Consider the following 26,036-nt stretch of genomic DNA (forward strand, 5'->3'; position numbering starts at 1 on the left):
TTTCAAGCGGGATACTTAGCGAATCTGCGTCGCCTCTTCACTTCTTCCAATGATCAAGCGAAAGAAAGTCGGCGGGCGTAATTAGTTGCTCTGGTGTAAAGTCTTTCATCAGCGACGGCGCATGAGGATCGAGATAGAAGCGCTTGTTACCAACATCGATCAGCCACCCCAACACCTTCTCCACCTCGCCCTTCGTCACCGGCTCTTTCGTCAGCGACAGCGTGATCCCGTTCAGCCGATAGCCGGGGCCGAAGGTGGCTTCGAGATTGGCGGGGTCGACACGCTTGACGCTGGCCGGGTTGTTGATGTCGTCGAAGGTGACGAGGAGGGGGTATTGGTTGCTCGAAAGTTCGCGGGTCTCGCCGGTCATGGCCTTGAACTTCTCGATGGTGGCCTGCGGACCCTCACCGGGGAAAAACACGTTCCATGGGTCACGGTTGCTGCTGAGCAGTGCGAAGAGATATCGGCCCGGCGCAACCTCCAGAACGACGGCTTCGCCCCTTCGGGTGATTGTCGCATTATCGAAGCCCGCAGCGGGTCCCTTTAGCAGCGGCGGCGTGTAGGAGATTTCCTCGACGCTTGATGTAGTCTTTTCGCCGCTTGGCGTTTGCACAGACAGCTCCACTTTTTGCCTGACGACATATTTGTCGAAGCACCCCGTCAGCACCAGCAGGGGCAGGACGATGACGATCAGGCTTCTCAAGAAAGCGCGCATGGGGTCGAGGGCTCTCCGGTTCGGCGAGGATGCCGTTGCTTGCAGGATCGGTTCAACCATAGAGGTCCCGCCGCTGAAATCGCAAGTTGCAGAGGGCGGGAATGCCTGGGTTTCGGGTGGGGGAGCGGCCGGAAAGCGGAAATGTCGTTAAGGGTTGGTGAGGATGAGGGGCGTTGAGGTTGTGGTGGACCCCCCTCTCTTGGAATTTCTAGCACTTAGCTGAAGCTAAGATGCTGAAATTCCGTTCTCCCCCTCCAAGGGGGAGATTGGAGTGCGCGGGGTCGGCATTCTCCCCATCTCCCCACTTGTGGGGGAGAAAGCAAAATCATGGTCTTAGCCAAAGGCTAAGTCATAGATTTTGCAAGAGAGGGGGCTGCTACCCTGCGCCGAGTTACCGCGTCGGAACCGGCACTTCCCCACGATAATCGTAGAACCCGCGGCCCGTCTTGCGACCAAGCCAGCCGGCTTCGACATATTTGACCAGAAGCGGGCAGGGGCGGTATTTGCTGTCGGCCAGCCCGTCGTAGAGGACCTGCATGATCGAGAGGCAGGTGTCGAGGCCGATGAAGTCGGCGAGTTGCAGCGGGCCCATCGGGTGGTTGGCGCCGAGCTTCATCGCCGTGTCGATCGCCTCGACCGAGCCGACGCCTTCATAGAGCGTGTAGATCGCCTCGTTGATCATCGGCAGCAGGATGCGGTTGACGATGAAGGCGGGGAAGTCCTCCGACACCGTGATGGTCTTTTCCAGCGCCGTCACATAGGCGCGGGCCGCCTGGAAGGTCGGGTCGTCGGTGGCGATGCCGCGCACCAGTTCGACCAGTTTCATGATCGGAACCGGGTTCATGAAATGGATGCCCATGAAGCGTTCCGGCCGGTCTGTTGCGGATGCCAGACGAGTGATCGAAAGCGACGAGGTGTTGGTCGCCAGCATCGCCGAGGGCTTCAGCAGCGGGCAGAGCTGGGCGTAAATCTTGCGCTTGATCGTCTCGTCTTCGGTTGCCGCCTCGATGACGAGATCGGCTTCAGACAGAACCGCCATGTCGGAACCGCCGGAAATGCGGGCCATGGCGGCGTCGCGGGCTTCGGCCGTGATCTTGCCGCCGGCGACCTGACGGGCCATGTTGGCGCCGATGGTCGCAATGCCGGCCTCGACGCGCTCTGCGGAAATGTCGTAGATGGCGACCTTGTAGCCGGCGAGCGCGCTGACCTGCGCGATGCCGCCGCCCATCTGGCCTGCTCCGATGACGCCAATCTGTTCGATGGCCATGATGTTCACTCCCCCAAGTATTTCCGCTCGTAACCCTTGAAATCTTTTGGCTTCAAAGCCTTGCCTAGTGATAACGTCAGAGAGTGTCGATGACCAGCCATTTCGCAAGTGCGAGATGATTTCAATCGATTTGGATTTGCAGAATTCTCAAGTGTAAAAAGGTTGCGACGCTTATGCAGGTCAAGATGAACGGCAATGTGTCTTTCTGGTATGCCGATCTTGGAGGTCTGCCGAAAAAGCGCCCCGGCCTGCCGGGCGACAGGCAGGCCGATATCTGCATCATCGGCGCCGGTTATACCGGGCTTTGGACCGCCTATTATTTGAAGAAGACCAATCCTTCGCTTTCCATTGTCATCGTCGAGCGGGAATTTGCCGGTTTCGGTGGAGCAGGGCGCAATGGCGGGTGGCTGTCCGGCGGGTTCGACTGGTCGCGGGAGAAATATCTGAAAGGGTCCAGTCGGCAGGCGGTGATTGCCATGCAGCGGGCGATGGCGGGCACCGTGGACGAGGTGATCCGCATTGCTGCGCTTGAAGGGATCGATGCCGATATTCTGAGAGCCGATAATCTGGTTGTCGCCACCAATGTCGCGCAGATGGAGCGACTGATTGATGACCACAAGACGATGCTCGACTGGGAGGTGCCGGCGGAAAAGATCGGACTGCTTTCGGCCCATGAGGCGGCGGAGCGGGTTTGCGTGGCGGGTGTCCGGGGCGGGCTGGTGACGCGCGGCATGGCGCGGGTGCAGCCGGCGAAGCTCGCGCGCGGGCTGGCTAAGGCCGTGGAGCGGCTGGGCGTGACGATTTATGAGGGGACGGCTGTCACGGGCTATCGCAACGGCGTGGTGGAGACGGATCTGGGCAACGTGCGTGCGCCGGTGATCCTGCGGGCGACGGAAGGGTTTACGGCGGGTCTGAAAGGCCATGAGCGGGAATGGTTGCCGCTCAACAGTGCCCAGATCGTGACGGAACCCTTGCCGGATGCGCTCTGGGACGAGATCGGCTGGCGGGGACATGAATTGCTGAGCGAAGGTGCGCATGCCTATTGCTATGCGCAGCGCACGCGGGAAGGCCGCATCGCCATGGGCGGGCGCGGCGTGCCCTACCGCTTCGGCTCGCGCACGGATGTGAACGGGCAGACGCAGGACGCAACGATCGCGCAGCTGCAGGCGATCCTTTTCCGGTTGTTTCCGCAGGTGAAGGGGATCGGCATCGACCATGCCTGGTGCGGCGTGCTTGGCGTGCCGCGTGACTGGTGCACGACGGCGGGCTTTGATGTGGCAAGCGGCATCGGCTGGGCCGGCGGCTATGTGGGCCTGGGCGTTTCAAGCTCCAACCTTGCCGGCCGCACGCTGACGGATCTGGTGCTGAAGCGGGATACGGAGTTGGTGCGCCTGCCCTGGGTGAACCGAAGCGTCAGCCGCTGGGAGCCGGAACCGTTGCGCTGGCTTGGCGTTCACACCATGTATCAGTTGTACCGCCTTGCCGACGAACGCGAGGCGCAGGGACTGGGGAGAACATCGCGGCTCGCGCGTTTTGCCGACAAACTCACGGGACATTGATGCCCGATTGTAACGGGGCACTGGCATCGCGACGCAACTGACGATAATCTCCGCCACGCACTTTTGATCAATCGCCGGGTGAACGGGAAAAACTTGCTGAAGCCTTTGGACAGGAACACGCGTGAAAGCGTGAAGAAATGGACCTACCGGTCGCTGCGCTATTCGGTGATGACCGGGCGTCTGCCGCCCGGCCAGGCGGTCACCATCACCGGGCTTGCGGAACAGCTTGGCGTTTCGGCCATGCCGATCCGCGAGGCGCTGCATCTGCTGGTGGCCGACGGGGCGCTGGAACATCTCGACAATCGCCGCGTGCGCGTGCCCAACATGACGCCGGAGAAATTCGACGAGACGTTGTCCGCACGCATTGCGCTCGAAACGCTGGCGGCCGAACGCGCCATGCTGCATGTCGACGAGGCGCGGCTGATGCGCATGCAGAAGATCGATTCCGAGATCGACGAGGCCTATGATGCCGGCGACATCGAAACCGGGATCGAGCGCAATTTTGCCTTCCACCGCTGTCTCTACGAGACGCGCTCGTCTGCCGTGCTGCTGCCGCTGATCGAATCGGTCTGGGTGCGGCTCGGGCCGTTCATGCGCGAAGCGACGGAAAATCTGGAAGAGACCTATCGTTTCGACCGCCATGCCGAGGCAATGCAGGCGATCCGCGACAAGGATAGCGAAGCGCTGAGACGCGCCATCGAGTCCGATATTCAGGACGGGGCAGGCTATCTGGGACGCAAGCGTTTTTCCGAGGCGTGAAGGTGGTTGCTTGGATATCCTGACGATCAACGGCGATACCGGCCGCTATCCCAAGAGCTATTACGCGGCCACAGCCCATCCGTTTGAGGCGGCGCCGGCGCCGCAAGGCGATATAAGCTGCGATGTCTGCATCATTGGTGGCGGGTTTACCGGGGTGTCGAGTGCGCTGCATCTGGCCAAGCGCGGCTACAAGGTCGTGCTGCTGGAGGCGAACCGCATTGGCTGGGGTGCTTCAGGGCGCAATGGCGGGCAGGTGAATACCGGCATGCGGCTCGACCAGCCGGTGCTGGAGGCGAAATACGGGCGCGAGACGGCGCATCGGCTGTGGGCAGTTGCGACGCAGGCGGTCGATCTGGTAAAGGGGCTGATTGCCGAACATGGGATCGATTGCGGCTTCAAGCCGGGCGTGATCCATTCTTCGCACCGTCCCGGCGATGCGCTACATCTGGCCGAACTGACCGACGCGATGCGTGATCATTACGGTGTCCAGTCGATGGAGTTGCTGGACCGCGATGCGCTGCATGCGCTGCTACCGACGGATTTTTATTGCTGCGGCTTGCTGGATCGCGATGCGGGGCATCTGCATCCGCTGAACTATCTCTTCGGCCTTGCCCGTACGGCGCAGGCGCAAGGTGCGGTGCTGCATGAGAACGCGCGCGTCGTTTCCATCGAGAAGGGTAGCCCGGCTATCGTAAAGACGGATCGGGCGACGATCCGGGCGGATCACGTCGTGGTTGGCGTCAATGGCTATGGCGGACGGCTGGTTGGCGAGGATGCGCCCTTTGTCATGCCGATCAATGCCTATGTCGGCACGACGCGGCCTCTGACGTACGACGAGGCGGCGCGGGTGCTGACCGAGGATTACGCCGTTGCGGACTCCAAATTCGTCATCAATTACTTTCGTTTGACGCAAGATCGCCGGCTGCTGTTCGGCGGTGGCGAAAGCTATGGCTATCGCTTCCCGGCCGATCTCGACGGGATCGTGCGGCGGCCGATGAGCCGAGTCTTCCCGCATCTGCGCGACGTGCCCTTCGACTATCGCTGGGGCGGAACGCTCGGCATTACCATGAGCCGGATGCCGCATTTCAGACGGCATGCGGGGAATATCCTGACGGCGGGTGGCTTCTCGGGCCAAGGTGTGGCGCTGGCGACGCTGGCGGGTCAGGTGATTGCCGATGCGGTTGCGGGGCAGGCGGAGCGGTTCGACCTCATGGCCTCGCTGCCGGCGGTGCCTTTCCCCGGTGGAACGGCGATGCGGCTGCCGCTGCTGGTGCTGGCGATGACGTGGTATGCGCTGAGGGACCGGCTGGGGTAATCCCGGCTTCGGTAAGAATAAAGGCCCCTCCCCACCCTCCCCACAAGGGGGAGGGAGGCCGTGCGGCCCCCATAAGTGCGCCATCAATCGCAAACGGCGTGGAAAACTCGGTGCTCAATCGAGGCGTTGCAGGCGCATCTATCCGTCTCCCCCCTTGTGGGGGAGATGGCGGCAGCCAGAGGGGGTCTTTACCCACAAACGAAAAACGGGCCGGCAAGCCGACCCGTTCTTCAATCACAATGCCTTGATGGCTCAGAGCGCCTTTTCGAGCTCCGGCAGGGCTTCGAAGAGGTCTGCGACGAGGCCGTAGTCGGCGACCTGGAAGATCGGGGCTTCCTCGTCCTTGTTGATCGCAACGATGACCTTCGAGTCCTTCATGCCGGCGAGGTGCTGGATGGCACCGGAAATGCCGCAGGCGATGTAGAGTTCAGGCGCGACCACCTTGCCGGTCTGGCCGACCTGCCAGTCGTTCGGGGCGTAGCCGGCGTCGACGGCAGCGCGCGAGGCGCCAACGGCGGCACCGAGCTTGTCGGCGACGGGCAGGATGACTTCCTGGAACTTCTCGGAAGAGCCGAGTGCACGGCCGCCCGAGATGATGATCTTGGCGGAGGTCAGTTCCGGACGGTCGGAAGACGACAGTGCATCCGAGACATGGGCCGAAAGGCCCGGGTTTGCAGCAGCGCCGACGGTTTCAACAGCAGCCGAACCGCCTTCAGCAGCGGCCGCGAAGGAGGCCGTGCGGACCGTGATCACCTTCTTGGCGTCAGTGGACTGAACCGTCTGGATGGCGTTGCCGGCATAGATCGGACGCTTGAACGTGTCAGCCGAGACGACCTCGATGATTTCCGAGATCTGCATGACGTCGAGCAGGGCAGCAACGCGCGGCATGATGTTCTTGGCCGAGGCCGTTGCGGCGCCAACGATGGCGTCATAGGAGCCGGCGAGCGACACGATGAGGGCGGCAACCGGTTCAGCCAGCTGATGGCCATAGGCGGCGTCATCGGCAACCAGAACCTTGGCAACGCCTTCAAGCTTGGCAGCCTGTTCGCCAACAGCAGACGCGCCGGCACCGGCCACCAGCACATGCACGTCGCCGCCGATCTTGGCGGCAGCGGTCAGTGCCTTGGCGGTCTGGTCGGAAAGGGTCTTGTTGTCGTGGTCGGCAACGAGAAGAATGGTCATGATGGTTCTCCCTTCCGTAACTTTAGAGGACGCCAGCGGACTTGAGGCTGGATACCAGCTCAGCCACGGACTTGACCTTGACGCCCGCCTTGCGGCCGCCCGGCTCTTCGGTCTTCAGCACCTTGAGGCGCGGCGCGACATCGACGCCGTAATCGGCAGGCGACTTCTTGTCGAGCGGCTTCTTCTTGGCCTTCATGATGTTCGGCAGCGAGGCGTAGCGCGGCTCGTTCAGACGCAGGTCCGTCGTGACGATGGCGGGCAGCTTGATCTCGATGGTCTGGAGACCACCATCGACTTCGCGGGTGACGTTGGCCTTGGAGCTGTCCACGATCTCGATCTTCGAGGCGAACGTGCCCTGGGCCCAGCCGAGGAGGGCGGCCAGCATCTGGCCGGTCTGGTTGTTGTCGTCGTCGATCGCCTGCTTGCCAACGATGACGAGGCCAGGCTGTTCGGCTTCGACGACACCCTTGACGATCTTGGCAACGGCGAGCGGCTCGACGGTTTCGTCGGTCTCGATCAGGATGCCGCGGTCGGCGCCCATGGCGAGCGCGGTGCGGATGGTTTCTTCTGCCTTGGCAGGACCGACCGACACGACAACAACTTCGGTTGCCTTGCCGGCTTCCTTCAGGCGAAGCGCCTCTTCAACGGAGATTTCGTCGAACGGGTTCATAGACATTTTCACGTTCGCCAGTTCGACGCCCGTTCCGTCGCCCTTGACGCGGATCTTCACGTTGTAATCCACAACGCGCTTCACTGTGACAACAATCTTCATGGAGCCCTTCCTTCGCAATTTCCTGGAGGAACATGCGTCAATCCACACACGGCCGTTTGCCGGTTGGCGACATGGATAAGCGTTTTTCCTCCAAATTCAACGCGCATCACCCCGCCATGGGGATTTTTTTGTCGGCACCTGGAGTTTGTCCGCGGGACAATCGATCCGCGGCGCCTCCGGGTTTCGGGCAGTTCTCTATCTTACGTTTACGTGAAGGTCAATAATCTTCACGGTCGATCATCTGAAAGCGACAAATTCACGCATGGGAATTTGGTTCCCGATGGCCGCTATTCGCCCCCGCCCTCCGCCGGTTTCGGCGTCCCGCGGTCGAAGAGATGGACGCTCCGCCGCTTGAGGATGATCACCAGCACGGCACCGGCGACGATCCCGCCCGTGTGGGCGCCCCAGGAGACCATGCCGCTATGGTCCGTCGCCAGCATGTAGAATTGTTCGCCGATCCACAAGAGGAGTGGAATGAAAGCCGGAAGGGGCAGGGGAATGCCGAAGAGGACCAGCGCCCAGATGCGCACACGCGGGTGCAGCAGGACATAGGCCGAGAGCACGCCCGAAACCGCGCCGGACGCGCCGATCAGCGGCAGCTGCGATGTCGGGTCCGTCAGGCCGTGGACAAGCGCCCCGAAGGCGGCGCAGGCGAGAAAGAAGAACGCGTAGCGGATGTGGCCGAGTGCATCCTCGATATTGTCGCCGAAGACCCAGAGGAACAGCATGTTGACCGCAACATGCATGGTGTCGATGTGGAAGAAGGCATAGGTGACGAAGGTCGCCCAGGTCGGCACGAGCGCGATCGAGGCATCGAGCCGGTCGCCATTGAACACGGTCCCGGGGATGAAGCCAAGCGCCATCTGGAGCGTGTTCTGCTCCAGCACGGTTTCGCGCCGCATGGCGATCCAGATCAGAAGGTTGACGATAATCAGGGCATAGTTGACGTAGGCGCGCTTGATGTATCGGAGGCCGTTCTGATCGTGGATCGGCAGGAACATGGTGCTATCTGTCCTTCCCCGGCACCCAGAGCACGTCGCTCGCGCCATTGTCGTTGGCGACTCGGGCGGCGACGAAGAGCAGGTCGGACAGGCGGTTGATGTAACGCATCGCCGCCGGGTTGATGGTGCCGTGCTCGCGGTCGTTCAGCGCCACCATCAGGCGTTCGGCGCGGCGCGAGACCGTGCGGGCAACGTGAAGGGCGGCGGAAGCCGGCGAGCCGCCGGGCAGCACGAAGGAGCGCAGCGGCTGGAGATTGGCGTTCAGCGCGTCGATCGCGTGTTCGAGATCGTCCACCTGTTTCTGTGTCACGCGCAGCGGCTCATAGCCCAGCTCTTCCGGCGTGCCGGGCGAGGCGAGGTCTGCGCCGAGGTCGAAAAGCGCATTCTGGATTGCCGCGAGGATCGGGTCGAGACTTGGCATATTGGCGGTCGACAGACGCGCCATGCCGATGAAGGAATTGGTCTCGTCGACCACGCCATAGGCCTCGACGCGGAGATCGGTCTTGGAAACGCGGTCGCCGCCGGCAAGACCCGTCGTGCCGTCATCGCCGGTGCGGGTATAGATCTTGTTGAGCTTCACCATGTGCGATCAGCGGCCCCCGCCGGTCAGCCACAGTGTCAGCATGATCAGCGCCACGGCGATGGCCTGCAGGGCGACGCGCATCTGCATGAGCTTGTTGGACGTGTTGCCGCTGCCACCTCTGAGGAGGTTCCAAAGGCCCCGGATCAGGACGAGGGCGGTGGCGACCATGAAAATGATCGCCAGAACGTAGGTAAATCCCCCCATGACATTTCCTTGATGGTTGCGGCGTTCAGCCGACTCTTGAGATCAGTTTGTAAAACATATCCGCAGGAAGCAGCTTTTTCAAAAGCATTCCCTGCCTTGCCACTGTGGTTACGGCATAATGCGGCTTTGGATTGGGCGAGGTCAGCGCTTTTTCCAGAACCGCCATCACCGCCTCCGGCCCCAGCTTGCCCTTGGCGCGGCGTTCGCCCTTCAGGCGGTGGAGCTGGCGCTCGTAGGATGCGGCGTGAACCGAGTTGCGATAGTCGATATTCGCCAGGAACTTCTCGAGCGCGGTGGCGAGAAAGCGCGAGTCGATCGGGCCGGGCTCGATCAGGCAGACATGAATACCGGTGCCGGCAAGTTCCATGCGCAGCGTGATCGACAGGCCTTCAAGCGCGAATTTCGAGGCCGTGTAGGCGCCGCGATAAGGTGCCGGGACGACGCCGAGGATCGACGAGCACTGCACGATGCGGCCATGGCCCTGCCGGCGCATGATGGGGACAATGAGCCGGGTGAGTTCGTGCCAACCGAAGAAATTGGCGTCGAACTGGGCTTTCAGTACCTCGACGGTCAGGTCTTCGACGGCGCCGGTCTGGCCGTAGGCGCCGTTGTTGAAAAGCGCATCGAGCGTGCCGCCGGTTCGCGCCGTCACGTCGTCCACAAGGTGGCGGATGCTTTGAAGGTCCGTGTAGTCCATCAGGAAGGTTTCGATGCCATCGGCTTCGAGCGGGCCGCGATCATCCTCCCGCCGGACCGTTGCAAAAACGCGCCAGCCTTTTTCCTTCAATGCCTGGGCGCAAAATGCACCGATGCCCGAGGAACAGCCGGTGATCAGAATCGTTTTGCCAGATGTCATGGGGGATTCCTGTACAAACTCCTTTGCATTTCCCATATTCGAGAGAGTGACGCAACGAAATGCCAATGGTTCGCGACGCTGAAACGACAACCTTGGAAGAAAGCGGAGGTCCGGTGCCGGTATTTGTGAAGGTGATCTACAGGGTGATCTATGACGCCCTCTACCACTTCACCGACGATGACGGCTGGGCGATGGCCAGCCATGTCGCGCTGTCGTCGCTGCTGGCCATCTTTCCCTTCCTGATTTTCGGCACGACGCTGGCGACCTTTCTCGGCGCGAAGGAATTTGCCGAAACGGCGGTGCATCTCATCTTCGACACATGGCCTGCAACGATTGCCGAACCGATCGCCAAGGAAGTCGTGCAGGTTCTCACCATTCCGCATGGCGGCTTGCTGACGATCTCGGTTCTGGCGGCGGCCTACTTTGCCTCCAACGGGATCGAGGCGCTGCGCATTTCGCTCAACCGTGCCTATCGCGTCCACGAGATGCGCCCGTGGTACATCACGCGCGCACTCAGCCTCATCTATGTGCTTGCTGCGGTGCTCGCGCTTGCTGCGGTCAGCGTCTTTCTCGTCGTCGTGCCGCTCGCTGCGGGCTATGTGGAGGGCTGGCTGCCCTGGACCCAGGCGATCATCAAGGTGATCGAGAGCTGGCGGGTCTGGGGCACGATCATCGTTCTGACGGTCGCGCTGTTCATCGTCCATCTCTACATGCCGGCGGGGCGGCGGCGGTTCATTCAGGTGGTTCCGGGCATTGCCTTCACGCTGATTGCCTGGGCACTCTCGGCCTTTGTCTTTGCCTATTACATCTCGACCTTCGCCAACTATACCCGCACCTATGCGGGTCTGGCGTCGATCATGATCGTGCTGGTGTTTCTGTACATGGTGGGCGTGATCTTCATCATCGGCGGCGAGATCAATGCGGCGATGATGAAATTCCGGGTATTTCGCATGTTCAGCCGAACGCCGGCGCATGCCTTTCCCGCCCATGCCGGCTCAGACGAGACCCACGCGCCGGCGGATGTCGAGGGGCGAAAGGCCGTCAGCCCGCAGCGCCGCTAGCGCGGTGTCGCCCTGGCTCTTCGACAGCTTGCGACCGTCTTCGCCAAGGATCAGGCGGTGATGGTGGTAGATGGGCGCGGGCAGGTCGAGCAGCGTTTGCAGCAGGCGGTGAACCGGTGTTGCCGCAAAGAGATCAAGGCCGCGCACGACATGGGTCACGCCCTGCAGCGCATCGTCCACCACGACGGAGAGATGGTAGCTTGACGGTGCGTCCCAGCGCCAGAGCATCACATCCCCCCAGACGGCGGGATCGAGCGTCAGCGTGCCGGCGTGCGTGGGGCCGGTTTCCGTGAAGGATGGAGCCTTGCCGACTAGCGCCAGCGCTTTTGCCATATCGAGCCGCCAGACATGCTGATCGCCGGCGGCGATACGCGCTTCGGCTTCAGGTTTCGGGATGCTTTTGTCGAGCGGCGGATAGAGCGGTGCGCCATCCGGATCGCGCGGCCATTCACTTCCGGCCGCTTCTTCCTCTGCGACCAGACGCTTGACCTCGCCCCGGCTCATGAAGGCCGGGTAGATGAGGCCCATGGCTGCCAGGCGGTCGAGTGCTTCACGATAGGCGTCCGTGTGTTCCGATTGCCGGCGGACGGGGCGTTCGTAGTTGATACCGAGCCAGGCGAGGTCGTCGTGGATTGCCTGTTCATATTCCGGCCGGCAGCGCGTGATGTCGATATCCTCGATGCGCAGCAGCAGGCGTCCGCCTGCTGCTCGTGCCATATCGTGGTTGAGCAGAGCGGACAGCGCGTGGCCGAGGTGCAGATAGCCGTTCGGGCTCGGCGCGAAGCGGAAAACGGGTGGCGTGGTGGCGGGCTTTTCGGGCATAGCTTGTCTTTCCAGAATTTGCACCCGATGCCAAGGAGGGGCCGTGCAGCCGATTACATGTGAGGCCGATATTGCCCGCGGGCTGGATGCGCTGGTGGCGCTTGATCCGCGTCTTGATGAGATCGCCGCGCAGGCCGGTCCGGTGCCGCTTCGGCTGCAGCCGGCGGGCTTTGCGGGGCTCTCCGAAATCGTTGTCTCACAAATGGTGTCGAAGGCATCGGCTTCGGCGATTTTCGGGCGGCTTGTGGCAAGGCTCGATGGTGGCGTGACCGGGGCCGGGGTCAGGGACCTTGGCGCGGACGGCCTGTTTGCCGTCGGCCTTTCGCGAGCCAAGGCCTCGACGTTGCTGGCTATCGCCGAGGCGGAGCTTGCGGGCCAACTCGATCTGGAAGGCGTTTGTGGTCTGGAGACTGCGGCGGCGATTGCGCATTTGAGCGCAGTCAAGGGCGTGGGGCCGTGGACGGCGGAGGTCTATCTGATGTTCTGCGCCGGCCATCCGGATATCTTCCCGGTTGGCGATATCGCGCTGGTTCACGCTGTCCACCATGCTTTCGGCCATGATGAGAAATTGAACGGTCGCAGGCTCGCGGCCTTTGCCGAAAGCTGGTCACCGTGGCGATCTGTCGCAGCGCGGCTCTTCTGGGCCTTCTATTCCCGCCAGTTGCGCCGGGCTGCCGACCCCTTGGGCTGAGCCGTTTTTGACACCGCGCAAGCCACGGGAAAACGAAGTAATTCCGGCTTTTCGCAGGGGCTTCACAATAGCGTCAAAACAAGCCTAGTATAGGAATTGCAGATGCCGAATCGATCAGGAGAACGCCTTGACGATTGCAGTCTCACCGCAGTCCTTGCCCGCGCTGGTGCTCAACGCGGATTACAGGCCACTGAGTTATTATCCCTTGTCGCTGTGGTCCTGGCAGGACGCGATCAAGGCGGTCTTTCTTGACCGCGTGAATATCATCGCGGAATACGATCACGCGGTTTCGTCGCCGACATTCTCGATGCGCCTGCCAAGCGTCGTTTGCCTGAAAAGCTATGTGAAGCCGGCGCGCTATCCGGCCTTCACCCGCTTCAACGTCTTCCTGCGTGACAAGTTCGAGTGCCAGTATTGCGGCTCGGAGGACGAACTCACCTTCGACCACCTGATCCCGCGCGCCCATGGCGGCGAGACCCGCTGGGACAATATCGTCACCGCCTGCGCGCCCTGCAATCTGCGCAAGGGCTCCAAGCTTCCGCATCAGGCGGGCATGCATCCGCGCCAGAAGCCATGGCACCCGACGGTGCAGGAGTTGCACAACAACGGCCGCTTCTTCCCGCCGAACTATCTGCATGAAAGCTGGATCGATTATCTCTACTGGGACAGCGAACTCCAACCTTAAGACGCGCATAAATCTCCGGCGGCGGGCTGCAAATCAGGTCGGCCTGCGTTTCCGGTGCTCACGTACCTTCGAGTACGCTCCGCTCCGGTTCTCGCCCGACCTTATTTTCGCCACGCCGCCGAAAATTTCTGCACGTCTTAGAATCGGACTCAGGTGGCCTGCAAACGGCGCTGCCTGCGCTTCCGGTGCTCACGTACCGTCAGGTACGCTCCGCTCCGGTTCTCGGCAGCACCGTTTTCGGCTCACCCCGACGAATTTCTGATCTGAAATCGGCACCGTTGGAGGGTGCCGCAGCGAGCTTCAAGCCTTGCGGCCGATGCCCCAGGCGGCGATGCCGGCGAGGATGAGGCTGGCAATCACGTTCCAGCCGGCGAAGGAGAGGCCGAGGACGCGGAGCGCTGCTTCCGTGCAGGACGGGCCGTGTACGGAATTGAGGTCGCTCAGCAGATTGCCGGCGTCCTTGGTCACGGCGTTGACCGGGGTCGAGCAGGTCGATGGGCCGGGCCAGAAGCCCCATTCGGCGCCGGCGTGATAGGTGCCGAGCCCCGCGCCGATCAGCATGGCGACCATGATGATGGCGATCAGTGCCTTGACGATCCAGGACGGCATGTTGATCAGCGCGGCAATGGCCGCCACGATCGCGACCGGGATCGAATAATAATAGGGCTCGCGCTCCATGTAGCAGAGCGCGCAGGGGATGTAGCCGCCGATATACTGAAATCCGAGCGCGGTCCCGACCGTTGCCGCCATGCCGACGGCGAGGATGAGAGCGGGGAGGAGCTGTGGCTTTGCGGAAGCGTTCATGGCCTTGCCGATCGTCAGGATGCGTGCAGGTAGTGCAGCACGAGATAGAGGATGATGAGGAGGGCGGCGATTGCACCGGCGATCAGCCCGAGCCGCTTTTCGATGAACTCGCGGATCGGCTCGCCGTAGATTCTCAGAAGAGCCGCGAGCAGGAAGAAGCGGGCGCCGCGCGCCACGATGGCCGTGATGATGAACAGGCCGAGATGCACATTGGCAACGCCCGCGAGAATGGTCACGACCTTGATGGGGGGCAGGTGGGCAAGGCCCGAGGTGATCAGCAGCAGCACGATCATGCCAAAGCCGGTTTCGGCCTTCAGGCGCTCGAATGTCTCCAGCTTGCCGTAGAATTCAAGCACAGGCTTTGCCACGGCCTCAAAGGCATAATGCCCGATATACCAGCCGAGAATGCCGCCGAGAACGGAGGCGACGGTGGCGATCAGCGCATAGCGCCAGGCGCGCTCGGGCCGTGCCAGCGCCATGGGCAGGAAGAGCACATCGGCAGGCACCAGGAAGAAGGAGCTTTCGACGAAGGCGATGACGGCCAGCCAGACTTCGGCGCTTTTCCTTGCGGCCAGCGAGATCGTCCAGTCATAAAGTCTGCGGAGCATGGAAGTCCTTCGCGTGTTCACCGGATTGGGGTTGGCCGGCTTTTGCTGTGCTGCAATAGCGGGCTTTGGCGGTGCTGTAAATTCGGCTGGCGTTCAACACTTCGTCAATTCGGATGCCAAGCTCTGCATGCAACGACATTTTCCGGTTGACCGGCGATAGCCTGTCCGTATAGTCCGGCGCGTCCCGGCCTTGCTTCGCATGTTGCAACGGATGATGCCCCATTGGCGGAATTGGTAGACGCGCTCGACTCAAAATCGAGTTCCGCAAGGAGTGCTGGTTCGACCCCGGCATGGGGCACCACAGGCCTTTCACCCCAGAAGCGCAAGGTGCGATTTCAATGCAGAACCTCTTGATGATGGTCTTGCTGTCCGTGGTCGCGTACGCGCTGATCACCGGCCTATTTGTGTTTCTCGGCATGCGCTGGAATGCGCTGATAGCGGGGGCCGTGCTTTATCTGTTGTTTGGCGGCTTTGTCGCCATGGCACAGTTTGCCGGTGCCGGTGCTTGCCCGAGCTGGAGGACGGATGGGGTTCTCATCCCGGTTCTGGCGTGGCCGGGCGACTTCTACGTCAATGTCGTTACCGGCGATATCACGGCGCGACGCTACCTCATTCCGCGCACCTGCGAGCTGCGCGTCTCCATGGTGCGTTGACAGCTTTTCCTTCCAATTTCCACACTGGCGCAATAAAAGACCGCCAAATGCCGGATCCGGCACAGATTTTCGAGGTTTAGATGATCGCGAACGCGAACTCTCCGGCTAGCCGCGCAGGCAGTCTCTGGCTGCCCTTCCTGATTTCGGTAGGCATCGCGCTTTTCCTGATGACGCTGATGCCCACGACGATGTTCTGGGATCGTGACGAGGCCTTCTATGCGCGTGCCGCCGTCGAGATGATCCAGTCCGGCAACTGGATCCTGCCGACGTATAACGACGCCGTCTTCCCCGACAAGCCGCCGCTGATCTACTGGCTGATGATGTTCTTCATGCACATTTTCGGTGAGAACGAGTTCGGCGCCCGCTTCGTCTCGGCGCCGGCCACGGCTGCCTCCGCGTTTCTCGTGTTCCTGATTGCCAGCCGGCTTTTCGACCGTCGCGCCGGGCTGTGGTCCATGCTGGTCTTCGCGTCGTCGACGCTCAGCATCTATCTCGGCATCACTGCAATGCTGGATGCCGTTCTCGTCGCCTTTATCTGCCTGGCGCTCTGGGCCTTCCTCGCCATCATGCAGGAGCGTGAGGGCTTCTGGTTCAAGGCCGCAGTCTTCCTCGTCGCGATGTCCTTGGCATTGCTGACTAAGGGCCCGGTTGGCCCGGCCGTCATCGTTCCTGCGGTTGCCATCACCTGGTTCCTGACCCGGCGTGATGAGCGCGCGCCGTTCTGGCAGATGGTGGCCCTAGCGGTCGCGACCTTTGTCGGCGTCGGCATCTTCCTGCTCTGGGCCATTCCGGCCAACAACATGAGCAATGGCGAAATGCTGCAGGCAGGCATTGGCGAACATGTCATCGGTCGTGCGCTGAAGCCCATGCAGAACCACGGCGCAGCTGGCTGGCTGGGGTATCTCGCTTTCCTGCCGGCCTATATCCCGACGCTCTTCATCGGTTTCATGCCGTCGACGCTGTTCCTGCCCGCCGCACTCGTCGGTGTTTCGCGCCGTGCTGCCGCCCTCGGAAGCCCGTCGCCGCGGCTCTTCCTGCTGTCGTGGATGGTGCCGGGCTTCGTGATGTTCTCGCTCGCGGCAACCAAGCTGCCGCATTACATCGAGCCGATGATCCCGGCCTTTGCAATTGCCGCTGGTGGTCTCGTTGCAGGCAACCTTGCCGGCGGCATCGCCTCGCTGCGGATTGGGCGCTGGCTCTATATCCTGCAGATCGCCGGGCTGGCTGCGGCCCTTCTGGCGGTCGTGGTGCTTGCGCCGACCTTCCTGCTGAAGGTGGCCCTGGTCGTGATCGCGCTCGGCTGCATCGGCTTTGCGTTCCGCATTTCCGTCCTGCATCGGGAGGGCGAATTCGAAACCGCGATGCGGGTGGCTCTCGTTTCCGTCTTCCTGCTTATGGAAAGCATGTTCCTTCTGGTCATCCCGGCAATCGAGAAGGACATCAAGCTCTCCAAGCCCGTCGCCGAGCTGCTGCGCAAGGAGTTCAAGCCGGGAACGCCGATCTTCGAGGCCGACTATCTCGAGCCCAGCCTTGTGTTTTATGTTGGCTGGCCGGTCGACAGCCCCATTCGCGACATCCCGGGCGATCAGGCGGGCCGCATGGCCTTCCTCGCCGCTCCCGGCGAGCATGCGCTTGTTGCAACGCGGGAGCAGTACGAGGCCCTGAAGGCTCTCGATCACGCCGGTCGGCTTGTCGAGCTCGGCTCGTTCACGGCATGGAACACCAACGTTTCCGGGCGTTTGCAGACGGTTCTGGTGGCGCGTCTGAAGCCATGAAAATCGTTCAAGCTTGATCCTTTGTTGCATTCGGTGCTATTCCGCAGTGCACAAAGGATCGATGCTCCATGCTGTTGCCGTCACGCGAGACTTACGAAGAGCTAGTCCGGGATTTTGCCTGGAACATACCTGCCGACTTCAACATGGGTCGCGCGGTCAGCGACGATTGGGCTCAACGAGACCCTGAGCGGGTCTGTCTTGAACACTTCAGCCCGGATGGCGACCATATCAACCTGACCTATGGGCAATTGTCGGACCGCTCGTCCCGACTGGCCGCGGCGTTCGTTGCGCTCGGTGTCCAGCGGGCAAGCCGCATCGCCATCCTGCTGCCGCAGGGCTTCGAGACAGTCATTTCGCATGTGGCGGCCTACAAGATCGGGGCGGTTGCCTTGCCGCTGGCACTTCTCTTCGGTGCCGACGCCATCGAATACCGACTCAACGATTCCGGCGCCGAGGTCGTGGTGACGAACCGGTTCGGCCTTGCCAAGCTGAAGGATGTTCGCGGCAGCCTGCCGGCGCTGAAACACATCATCCTCGTCGGGGACGAGGATGATGGCGTTCTGAATTTCGACGACCTGATCGCCACCCATCCGCCGCTTGTTGCGCAGGCCGAAACGGGTCCGGACGACCCGGCGCTGATGATCTATACGTCCGGCACGACAGGCCCGCCCAAGGGCGCGCTTCACGGCCATCGGGTGCTGGCAGGCCATATGCCCGGCATCCAGTTTGCCCACCCTGATCTTGGCCTGGACGGGGACAAGATGTGGACGCCGGCGGACTGGGCCTGGGCTGGCGGCCTTCTCAACTGTCTTCTGCCGGCTCTGCTTCTCGGTGTCCCGGTCGTCTCGTCGCCGGGCCAGAAGTTCGATCCGGAAATGGCGTTCCGGATCATGGCGGAGATGGGCGTGCGCAACGCCTTCATTCCGCCGACGGCGCTGCGACTGCTGCGTCCGGTCGAAAATCCGCTGGCGCGCTTTGATCTCAGGCTGCGCACGATCGGCTCCGCCGGGGAATCTCTCGGTCGCGAGACCTATGAGTGGGCGCGCAGCACGCTCGGGATCACCGTCAACGAATTCTATGGTCAGACGGAGTGCAATTTCGTGCTCTCTGCCAGCGCGCGCTATGGCGTGACGAAGTCGGGCTCGATGGGCAAGCCCGTGCCGGGCCACCGCGTTGCGATCATCAACGAGAAGGGCGAGGTGTTGCCGGCGGGCGTTGCGGGTCAGGTCGCCGTTGCACGGCCCGATCCGGTGATGTTCCTCGGCTACTGGAACAACGAGGCGGCGACCGAGAAGAAGTTCATCGGCGACTGGATGACGACGGGCGATCAGGGCGTGATGGACGAGGAGGGCTATTTCGAGTTCTTCGGTCGTGACGACGATGTCATCACCTCGTCCGGCTATCGCATCGGGCCCGGCGAAATCGAAGACTGCCTGCTCGGCCATCCGGCAGTCCGGCTGGCGGCGGCGGTCGGCAAGCCCGATCCGCTGCGGACCGAGATCGTCAAGGCCTTTGTCGTGCTGAAGGATGGTTACGAGGAGACGCCGGACCTGACTGGCGAGATCCGCGACTGGGTCAAGCACCGCCTCTCGATGCATGAATATCCGCGTGAGATCGAATTCCTCGAAGCCCTTCCCATGACGACGACGGGCAAGATCATCCGCCGGGAGCTCAGGGCGCGGGGCTGACCTGCCGCCGCGCGCCGTTGCTTCACTTCCGTCCGCGGAGCGACATGATGCGGTCGCGCAGCTTGCGTGCCACGTCGCGGGTGTTCTGGTAGAGGTGAAGCTGGCTGGCGATCTGGCGGACATCGCGGTCGCGGCCGGGTGTCAGGCCGATGATCAGCGTTGCCATTGCATCGCGCTCGCGCCAGAGCCGGCTCATCACCGGATGGTCGGGAACGGCAAGCGAATCCGTACGCACGATGTTGGCGTCATCGAGATGCCATTCCGTGACCTTGGACATCAGGATCTTCCCCGGCGAGCAATCCGCGTAGGCTTCGTTGTAGGCGGTCTTCCAGGTGTAGGCTTCACCGGCACTCAGGAACACGATCAGGGATGCGATGGCCTGGCCGTCGAGATCGATTGTGTGGATGCGGACCTTGTCGGCCTGGGCGAGATTGTAGATCGCCTCGCGAGCAAAGGCCGAGCGCAGGCGGTCGATCGTCAGCGCCGTCTTTTCCTTGCCCTTCCAGCCGCTCGATTCCAGCAGCAGGAACTCCTCCATGCGTCTGACGACATCGCGCGGCTGGCGGGCGACGTTGTGGGCAACCTCACCTCGTTCCGAGAGCTTGCGCCACTGACGGCGCATCTCGTGGTTATGTTTCGAGGAGAGGCTTTCAGCCATATAGGCTTCGCCGTCGAGCAGGCTTTCGAGCATGGGGCGCTCGCGCTCGTCCGTGGTGGCGATGGGCAGGTTCCGGCTCATCGCGGTGGCTCGGATCAACTGCGCGGCCGGACGGTTGATCTTCATGTCCGGAATGACCAGAACCTGCGGCAGTGCCGAATTCGGGTCAGCCAGTCCTTCCAGCATGTTGTCGATGCTCTCGGCCGCGCCTTCGGCGTCGATCAGCGGCGTGCCGAGCGGCGCAAAATGGTTGGCCCAGACACGGATGATCGAGGAGCCGAGGCCGAGGCCCTGACGCTCGACCGAAAACGGCATGAGGAAACGGGCGCGGTTGCGGCCCTCCGTATCGCGCAGGATGGCGAGACGGATCTGCTTCTCCTCCAGCCGCGGCAGCGCCGGCGCCAGAAACTGGCCGGAAAAGAAGACATTGGGCTCGACGGCACGGTTCGACAGATAGTCGAGTTCGCTCTGCAGTTCGAAACCGGCCTGGGCCTCATAGAAATAGAGGGCGCGGCCGGCTCTGCCCACCTCGACCTTGCGGGTTTCACGAACCGTCTCGTCCGCCATGTCGGCGGATGTCGTTGCGGTCTGATGGGGAAGGGCCGGGTCGATCATGATTGACCTCGAATGTCTGGTTTCGCCGGATTGAAGGCAAAGGCAGAGAGAGCAATGCCCAGCCTGCGGCGGATCGTGATGTGGAGCGCAAGCGCTTCGAAAACCATGGCGCCGGATGTGGCAATCGCCACGCCGTAGAGCCCGTAGATCGGGATCAGCGTCATGTTGAGACCGAGATTGACGGCAAGTGCCGTCGCATAGATGGCAACGCAGCGGCGCTGTTCGCCCACCATGGACAGCAGAGCCTCGCCGGGTCCGATCGAGGCCTTGGCAAGAATGCCGACGAGCAGGACGGCGAGCAGCGGGTAGCCGACAACGAAGGCCTGACCGAAGAGCGAGAGCAGCAGCTTGCCGGCGACAAGCACTAGCAGTCCGATGGCCAGCGACGGCCAGAAGCTCCAGCGTGCCGCCTGTCGTGCGAAATGCGCGAGCCCATCCTTGTCGCCGGCGGCCCAAAGCGTCGAGAAACGGGCGCTGGCGGCGGCTTTCACGGAGAAGAACACGAAGTGGACGAGCGCCATCGTCTTGGCGGCGGCGAAGTAGATCGCGACATCGGAAGGGTTCAGGTAGAAGCCGACAATGACGACATCCGAATTGGTCAGCAGGTAGAGGAAGCCTTCGATGAAGAAGATCGGGATCGCGACCCTGAACCAGTTGCCGAAGTCGATCGTGCGCTTGGGGGCGGGGTAGTTGCGTCCGATACGGGTGATGACGAAGACGAACTGGCTGACGGACGTCAGGTAGACGGCGGCGAGTGCTGCAACCATGGCCGTATGCGCCGTCGGCGGGTGACCGAGCTTTACCGCGCCGGCCATGAAGACGAGGATGAGGAGCGGCCGGATGATGTAGGTCGGCGTCAGCGCCGCGATCGGCCAGCTATTGGCGCGGCCGGTGCCTTCCTGAACGTCCCCCAGCGCCACCATGGGCAAGGCGAAGATGGCGAGGAAGAGCGGCATCACGTAGTAGGATTCGATGTGGCTGCCGAGGAAATAGAGCGCAACCAGACCCGCAGCACCGACGGCCGTGGCCACCGACATGGAAAACAGCCGGGCGGTCGAGGTGAGGCCGAGGATTTCGGAGTTTGCGCCGGCTTCGCGATATTCGGGAAGGAAGCGGATGATCGTGGTGTGAAAGCCGAGGCAGGAGAGGTTGCCGAGCAGGATCGTCATCACCCAGACGAAGGTGAAGAGGCCGTATTCGAAATTGCCCATGAGGCGGGCAAGGATGATCTGGGAGACGAAGGCGATGGCCGCGCTGACGACGCGAATGGCAAAGGCGGAGAGCGCCATGCGCTGCGCGCGCGCTTCCGCATCGCCGCCCTTGAGGACCACGATCAGCATCGCCATCAATTGCCGCAAACGCGCCTGTCCGTGCGCATCCGGCGTTTTGCCCAAATCTTCTAAAGCGGTCATGGCCCATCTTGTCTGGAGGCTCTAATTCAGAGTTGCATATTCAGCGTTAAGAAAGGGTTTTGCCGCCTCGCTATTCCTGACCGAAATGTTTAGAACTTTGTTCGGAAAAAGCGGAGATTTCCGATGGTTGACGGGCGCATGACGAAGACGATCCTCCTCACTGGAGCCACGGGTTTTCTGGGGGGCTGGCTGGTTTCGTCCTTCCTGGAGCGCGGCGATCGGGTCGTTGCAGCGCTCAATCCGGGTAGCTCGATCCGCAAGAACGATCTGGCGCAATATTACATGTGCGGCTTCGACAAGCGGTGCGAGGAAGCGCGGATCGATTTGCTGGATTCCACGGCGGTCGATGAACTGATCGCGGGGGTGCGTCCGGATGTCGTCATCCATCTGGCGGCGGTCGGCGATGTAACGCTTGCCGCGCAGAACCCTTCGCTGACTTTCGTTACCAGCGCGCGCTCGACGCTCAACCTGCTGGACGGGCTTCGCCGTTTGAGCCCCGAGACGCTGTTCATCTCGCACACGACCGACAAGGTCTATTCCGGCAATCCGATTCCCTTCACAGAGGATATGCCGCTGACGCCGACGCATATCTATGAGGTGGCCAAGGTCGCGCAGGAGCACCTGACGGCGACCTATGCGAAGCAATACGGGCTGAAGACCGTAACGGTGCGCTGCGGGAATTATTTCGGCGGCTACGATTTCAACTTCAACCGCATCATCCCCTACACGATCAAGCAGTTGCTGGAAGGTCAGCCGGTGACGCTGCGCTCCAGCGGGCGCTTCACCCGCGATTTCCTCTATATCGAGGACGCCGTGCTGGTGAACCATCTGCTGATCGAACGGTTTGCGGATGCGAAAGAGGGTTTCGGCGAGGCCTTCAACTTTTCGCTTGAAGCCAATCTCAACATGCTGGAGCTGATTGCCCGGATCGGCGCGCTGATGGGCGTGGAGCCGGAGATCGTCATCAACGATACGGCGAAGTCGGAAATTCCCGACATGCAGCTTTCCTGCTCCAAGGCGCGGGATGTGCTCGGCTGGCGTCCGGCCTTCAGCTTCGATGACGGGTTGCTGCGGACGATTGCGGCTTACCGGGATTACCTGAAGACTTGAGGGAGCAGTCGCTCTGTCAGTCCCTTCCTCATCCTGAGGGGCCGCCCGCAGGGCGGCCTCGAAGGATCGCATTCGTGGCATGACCCTTCGAGGCCTGCGCGCTGCGCAGGCTCCTCAGGGTGAGGGCGCCGGAACAAACTCCGTGCCCTTCATGCATTTTCCTGATCAGGCGTTCAGCGCGCCGTGGCAGTGCTTGTACTTCTTGCCCGAGCCGCAGGGGCAGGGCTCGTTGCGGCCGACATAGCCCCAGGTCGAAGGCTGGTTCGGGTCGCGTTCCGTCTCCGGTGCGGCAGCCATGAGGGCCTGCACGGCGGAGAACTCGTCTTCGCCCGTGGAGCCGTCGATATGGTGTGCCTCCATCGGCGGCAGTTCCGGCTGCTGCGGCTCCTGCATGATCTCGACGCGCGACATGTTGCTGGTGACGACCTGGCGCATGTTGTTGAGCAACGCCTGGAAGAGTTCGAAAGCTTCCGACTTGTATTCCTGCAGCGGGTCGCGCTGGGCATAGCCACGGAAACCGACGACCGAGCGCAGGTGGTCGAGGTTGACGATATGCTCGCGCCACAGGCCATCGAGCGTCTGCAGCAGGATCGAACGCTGGACATAGACGGTGATTTCAGGACCGAAACGCTCGGCCTTCTCGGCTGCTGCCCTGTCGGAAAGCTCGATCAGGCGCTGGCGGACGTCGTCCTCGGCAATGCCTTCCTCGGCGATCCATTCCTCGACCGGAATGTCGAGATTGAGGATTTCCGCGATGCTCTGCTTCAGGCCGGCCGCATCCCACTGTTCGGCATAGGCGCGCTCAGGGATATGCTTCTCGACGATCATGTCGATGGCTTCGTGACGCATGTCGGTCATGATTTCCGCAAGGTCTTCGGAATCCATCATCTCGATGCGCTGCTCGAAGATGACCTTGCGCTGATCGTTCAGAACGTCGTCGTATTTCAGGAGGTTCTTACGAATGTCGAAGTTGCGGGCTTCGACCTTCTTCTGGGCGCGTTCCAGCGCCTTGTTGATCCACGGATGGACGATGGCTTCGCCGTCCTTGAGGCCGAGCTTCTGCAGCATGCCATCCATGCGCTCGGAGCCGAAAATGCGCATCAGGTCGTCCTGGAGCGACAGGTAGAACTTCGAACGGCCGGGGTCACCCTGACGGCCGGAGCGGCCGCGCAGCTGGTTGTCGATGCGGCGGCTTTCGTGGCGTTCGGTGGCCAGAACATAGAGGCCGCCGGCAGCGAGTGCCTTTTCCTTCAGGACCTGAACTTCGGCGTTGATCGCGGCAATCGCTGCCTCGCGCTCGGGACCCTCCGGCAGATCGCCGAGTTCCTGTTCGATCCGCATCTCGGCATTGCCGCCGAGCTTGATGTCGGTACCGCGGCCGGCCATGTTGGTGGCGATCGTCACGGCACCCGGAACGCCGGCCTGCGCGACGATGAAGGCTTCCTGTTCGTGATAGCGGGCGTTCAGAACCGCGAACTTGTCGAAGCCGGCGCGGCGCAGGAGTTCTGCGAGCAGTTCCGACTTTTCGATTGAGGTCGTGCCGACGAGAACGGGCTGGCCCTTCTCATGCGAGGCTTTGATCTCTGTGATGATCGCCTGGTACTTTTCTTCCGCCGTCCGGTAGACTTCGTCGTCCTCGTCGAGACGCTTGATCGGCAGGTTGGTCGGAACCTCGATGACGGAGAGATTGTAGATGTCGGCAAACTCTTCCGCTTCCGTCGAGGCCGTACCGGTCATGCCGGCGAGCTTGTCGTACATGCGGAAATAGTTCTGGAAGGTGATCGAGGCCAGCGTCTGGTTCTCGGGCTGGATCTGCACCTTTTCCTTGGCTTCCAGCGCCTGGTGCTGGCCTTCCGAATAGCGGCGGCCCGGCATCATGCGGCCGGTGAATTCGTCGATGATGACGATCTCGCCGTTGCGGACGATGTAGTCCTTGTCGCGGGTGAACAGCTTGTGGGCCTTCAGCGCGTTGTTGATGTGGTGGACGATGGCGACATTCTCGATGTCGTATAGGCCCTCGCCCTTGAGCAGGCCGGCCTGGCGCAGCAGGTTCTCGAGCTTTTCCGTGCCGACTTCGGAGAAGTTGGCGGAGCGCTGCTTCTCGTCGATTTCATAGTCGCCTTCCGAGAGCATCGGAATGAAGGCGTCGATCGTGTTGTAGAGATCGGAGCGGTCATCCAGCGGACCGGAGATGATGAGCGGCGTGCGTGCTTCGTCGACGAGGATCGAGTCCACTTCGTCGACGATGGCATAGTAGTGACCGCGCTGGACCATCTGGCCGCGCTCGAACTTCATGTTGTCGCGCAGATAGTCGAAGCCGAGTTCGTTGTTGGTCGCATAGGTGATGTCGCAGGCGTAAGCCGCCTTGCGCTCTTCGTCATCCAGACCGTGCACGATGACGCCGGTGGTGAGCCCCAGGAAGCCATAGAGCTTGCCCATCTGCTGGGCGTCGCGGCTTGCAAGGTAGTCGTTGACCGTGACGACGTGGACGCCCTTGCCGGCGAGCGCATTCAGATAAACGGCGAGCGTGGCGACGAGCGTCTTGCCTTCGCCGGTCTTCATTTCGGCGATGTCGCCGTCGTTCAGGATCATGCCGCCCATGAGCTGGACGTCGAAGGGACGCATGCCGAGCGAGCGGCGGGCGGCTTCGCGCACCACTGCGAAGGCCGGCACGACGAGATCGTCGGTGGACTTGCCTTCCGCAATCTGTGCCTTGAATTCCGCAGTCTTTCCGGCCAGTTCAGCGTCGCTCAAGGCCTTCATGCTGTCTTCCAGCGCGCCGATGGCGGCGACGTCGGGACGATAGGACTTGATGCGGCGATCGTTGGAGGAGCCGAAAAGTTTGCGGGCGATACCGCCAAGGCTGACCATCAGGATGGTCCTTTCTCGTTTTGGTTGCTTGTCGCGATGCCCGCCACCCTAAAAAAGGGGACAGGAACCGCGCTGAGCCCAGAAACCCATCTGGACGCGAAGTTGCGTGACAGATAAGAGGGGGGCCAAGTGATGTCAACGGCCCTTGCGGGCAGGCGCTTTGCGGGCTTTCAACGTCCTTTGAGGCGGAAATTGCGCGAATGCCTGCAGGAAAGGCGAAAAATCTTTCATCTTGAGGTGCTTAGCTGATAGTTGCTGCACCTTGATGAAGAAGACCCCGATGGATTGGCTCGTGCCGGCGCGATCACCCGCTGCCCGCTCCGTGCCGCGCTCCGGGGGCCGTCTGACGCTATCAATTCGCCACATTCCG

The 26,036-nt window shown here is 61.9% G+C and carries 25 protein-coding genes and 1 tRNA gene; 11 read left to right on the forward strand and 15 right to left on the reverse strand.

Annotated elements, in window-relative coordinates:
• Positions 1-37: 37 nt before the first annotated feature.
• Entirely contained in the window at positions 38-775 is a 738-nt protein-coding gene (locus LQK84_RS22325; RefSeq protein ID WP_230830989.1) for a hypothetical protein, read from the reverse strand.
• A gap of 331 nt (positions 776-1,106) precedes the next feature.
• Positions 1,107-1,982: a 3-hydroxybutyryl-CoA dehydrogenase gene (locus LQK84_RS22330; RefSeq protein ID WP_230830990.1), complete on the reverse strand. Its 876-nt coding sequence runs from the start codon at positions 1,980-1,982 to the stop codon at positions 1,107-1,109.
• A gap of 173 nt (positions 1,983-2,155) precedes the next feature.
• Between LQK84_RS22330 and LQK84_RS22335 the strand changes: the two genes are divergently transcribed.
• The 3 genes from LQK84_RS22335 (at position 2,156) to LQK84_RS22345 (ending at position 5,615) form a co-directional block, all read left to right on the forward strand.
• Positions 2,156-3,541 carry an NAD(P)/FAD-dependent oxidoreductase gene (locus tag LQK84_RS22335; RefSeq protein WP_230830991.1) on the forward strand — a complete coding sequence of 462 codons (1,386 nt, stop codon included), beginning with the start codon at positions 2,156-2,158 and terminating at the stop codon, positions 3,539-3,541.
• A gap of 93 nt (positions 3,542-3,634) precedes the next feature.
• On the forward strand, positions 3,635-4,300 hold the full coding sequence (locus LQK84_RS22340; RefSeq protein ID WP_230830992.1) for a GntR family transcriptional regulator: 666 nt from the start codon (positions 3,635-3,637) through the stop codon (positions 4,298-4,300).
• 10 nt (positions 4,301-4,310) lie between these two features.
• Positions 4,311-5,615, forward strand: a complete 1,305-nt coding sequence (locus tag LQK84_RS22345) for an NAD(P)/FAD-dependent oxidoreductase (protein ID WP_230830993.1) — start codon at positions 4,311-4,313, stop codon at positions 5,613-5,615.
• A 252-nt stretch (positions 5,616-5,867) separates the two neighbouring features.
• Here the strand turns inward: LQK84_RS22345 and LQK84_RS22350 are convergent, their stop codons facing one another.
• The 6 genes from LQK84_RS22350 to LQK84_RS22375 all read right to left on the reverse strand — a co-directional run bounded on the left by LQK84_RS22350 (position 5,868) and on the right by LQK84_RS22375 (position 10,213).
• Positions 5,868-6,797 (reverse strand): electron transfer flavoprotein subunit alpha/FixB family protein, encoded by a 930-nt coding sequence (locus LQK84_RS22350; protein ID WP_230830994.1) that lies wholly within the window; start codon positions 6,795-6,797, stop codon positions 5,868-5,870.
• Between the two features lie 22 nt (positions 6,798-6,819).
• Positions 6,820-7,569, reverse strand: coding sequence for an electron transfer flavoprotein subunit beta/FixA family protein (locus tag LQK84_RS22355; RefSeq protein ID WP_230830995.1), 750 nt, complete (start codon positions 7,567-7,569; stop codon positions 6,820-6,822).
• A 287-nt stretch (positions 7,570-7,856) separates the two neighbouring features.
• Complete coding sequence (locus LQK84_RS22360) at positions 7,857-8,570, reverse strand: rhomboid family intramembrane serine protease (RefSeq protein ID WP_230830996.1); 714 nt, start codon at positions 8,568-8,570, stop codon at positions 7,857-7,859.
• A gap of 4 nt (positions 8,571-8,574) precedes the next feature.
• Positions 8,575-9,153, reverse strand: a complete 579-nt coding sequence (locus LQK84_RS22365; RefSeq protein ID WP_230830997.1) for a cob(I)yrinic acid a,c-diamide adenosyltransferase — start codon at positions 9,151-9,153, stop codon at positions 8,575-8,577.
• Between the two features lie 6 nt (positions 9,154-9,159).
• A complete protein-coding gene (locus LQK84_RS22370; RefSeq protein ID WP_230830998.1) occupies positions 9,160-9,357 on the reverse strand; it encodes a twin transmembrane helix small protein in 198 nt (65 codons plus the stop codon).
• A 25-nt stretch (positions 9,358-9,382) separates the two neighbouring features.
• Positions 9,383-10,213, reverse strand: coding sequence for an SDR family oxidoreductase (locus tag LQK84_RS22375; RefSeq protein WP_230830999.1), 831 nt, complete (start codon positions 10,211-10,213; stop codon positions 9,383-9,385).
• 113 nt (positions 10,214-10,326) lie between these two features.
• On the opposite strand from LQK84_RS22375, the gene LQK84_RS22380 reads away from it, so the two are divergent.
• Positions 10,327-11,274: a YihY/virulence factor BrkB family protein gene (locus tag LQK84_RS22380; RefSeq protein ID WP_230831000.1), complete on the forward strand. Its 948-nt coding sequence runs from the start codon at positions 10,327-10,329 to the stop codon at positions 11,272-11,274.
• Here LQK84_RS22380 and gluQRS read toward each other — a convergent pair.
• Positions 11,209-12,096: a tRNA glutamyl-Q(34) synthetase GluQRS gene (gene gluQRS / locus LQK84_RS22385; protein ID WP_230831001.1), complete on the reverse strand. Its 888-nt coding sequence runs from the start codon at positions 12,094-12,096 to the stop codon at positions 11,209-11,211. The two genes, LQK84_RS22380 and gluQRS, sit on opposite strands and share 66 nt — an antisense overlap.
• Positions 12,097-12,139: 43 nt before the next feature.
• On the opposite strand from gluQRS, the gene LQK84_RS22390 reads away from it, so the two are divergent.
• Both LQK84_RS22390 and LQK84_RS22395 read left to right on the forward strand, forming a co-directional pair.
• The gene (locus LQK84_RS22390; protein WP_230831003.1) at positions 12,140-12,787 is read left to right on the forward strand and encodes a DNA-3-methyladenine glycosylase family protein; all 648 of its coding nucleotides are present in this window, start codon (positions 12,140-12,142) and stop codon (positions 12,785-12,787) included.
• Between the two features lie 127 nt (positions 12,788-12,914).
• Positions 12,915-13,472, forward strand: coding sequence for an HNH endonuclease (locus tag LQK84_RS22395; RefSeq protein ID WP_230831004.1), 558 nt, complete (start codon positions 12,915-12,917; stop codon positions 13,470-13,472).
• Positions 13,473-13,772: 300 nt separating this feature from the next.
• On the opposite strand, the gene LQK84_RS22400 is transcribed toward LQK84_RS22395, so the two are convergent.
• Together LQK84_RS22400 and LQK84_RS22405 are read right to left on the reverse strand one after the other, a co-directional pair.
• Entirely contained in the window at positions 13,773-14,276 is a 504-nt protein-coding gene (locus LQK84_RS22400) for a disulfide bond formation protein B (protein ID WP_230831005.1), read from the reverse strand.
• Positions 14,277-14,290: 14 nt separating this feature from the next.
• Positions 14,291-14,884 (reverse strand): YqaA family protein, encoded by a 594-nt coding sequence (locus tag LQK84_RS22405; protein ID WP_230831007.1) that lies wholly within the window; start codon positions 14,882-14,884, stop codon positions 14,291-14,293.
• Positions 14,885-15,100: 216 nt separating this feature from the next.
• Between LQK84_RS22405 and LQK84_RS22410 the strand changes: the two genes are divergently transcribed.
• The 4 genes from LQK84_RS22410 to LQK84_RS22425 all read left to right on the forward strand — a co-directional run bounded on the left by LQK84_RS22410 (position 15,101) and on the right by LQK84_RS22425 (position 19,000).
• Positions 15,101-15,185 (forward strand) — tRNA-Leu (locus tag LQK84_RS22410).
• Between the two features lie 37 nt (positions 15,186-15,222).
• On the forward strand, positions 15,223-15,537 hold the full coding sequence (locus tag LQK84_RS22415) for a hypothetical protein (RefSeq protein WP_230831008.1): 315 nt from the start codon (positions 15,223-15,225) through the stop codon (positions 15,535-15,537).
• A gap of 80 nt (positions 15,538-15,617) precedes the next feature.
• Positions 15,618-17,312, forward strand: a complete 1,695-nt coding sequence (locus LQK84_RS22420; RefSeq protein ID WP_230831010.1) for an ArnT family glycosyltransferase — start codon at positions 15,618-15,620, stop codon at positions 17,310-17,312.
• A 68-nt stretch (positions 17,313-17,380) separates the two neighbouring features.
• Positions 17,381-19,000: an AMP-binding protein gene (locus LQK84_RS22425; RefSeq protein WP_230831011.1), complete on the forward strand. Its 1,620-nt coding sequence runs from the start codon at positions 17,381-17,383 to the stop codon at positions 18,998-19,000.
• A gap of 22 nt (positions 19,001-19,022) precedes the next feature.
• Here LQK84_RS22425 and LQK84_RS22430 read toward each other — a convergent pair whose 3' ends face one another.
• Together LQK84_RS22430 and LQK84_RS22435 are read right to left on the reverse strand one after the other, a co-directional pair.
• Positions 19,023-20,225 (reverse strand): GNAT family N-acetyltransferase, encoded by a 1,203-nt coding sequence (locus LQK84_RS22430; protein ID WP_442967006.1) that lies wholly within the window; start codon positions 20,223-20,225, stop codon positions 19,023-19,025.
• Between the two features lie 44 nt (positions 20,226-20,269).
• Entirely contained in the window at positions 20,270-21,685 is a 1,416-nt protein-coding gene (locus tag LQK84_RS22435) for a lipopolysaccharide biosynthesis protein (RefSeq protein ID WP_230831014.1), read from the reverse strand.
• Between the two features lie 123 nt (positions 21,686-21,808).
• On the opposite strand from LQK84_RS22435, the gene LQK84_RS22440 reads away from it, so the two are divergent.
• Complete coding sequence (locus tag LQK84_RS22440; protein WP_230831016.1) at positions 21,809-22,795, forward strand: NAD-dependent epimerase/dehydratase family protein; 987 nt, start codon at positions 21,809-21,811, stop codon at positions 22,793-22,795.
• A 165-nt stretch (positions 22,796-22,960) separates the two neighbouring features.
• Here the strand turns inward: LQK84_RS22440 and secA are convergent, their stop codons facing one another.
• Positions 22,961-25,666: a preprotein translocase subunit SecA gene (secA, locus tag LQK84_RS22445; protein WP_230831017.1), complete on the reverse strand. Its 2,706-nt coding sequence runs from the start codon at positions 25,664-25,666 to the stop codon at positions 22,961-22,963.
• A 135-nt stretch (positions 25,667-25,801) separates the two neighbouring features.
• Positions 25,802-26,032, reverse strand: coding sequence for a hypothetical protein (locus LQK84_RS22450; protein ID WP_230831018.1), 231 nt, complete (start codon positions 26,030-26,032; stop codon positions 25,802-25,804).
• Between the last annotated feature and the right edge of the window lie 4 nt (positions 26,033-26,036).

It is taken from the genome of Rhizobium sp. C4, assembly GCF_021026315.1.
Classification (GTDB): Bacteria; Pseudomonadota; Alphaproteobacteria; order Rhizobiales; family Rhizobiaceae; genus Ensifer_A.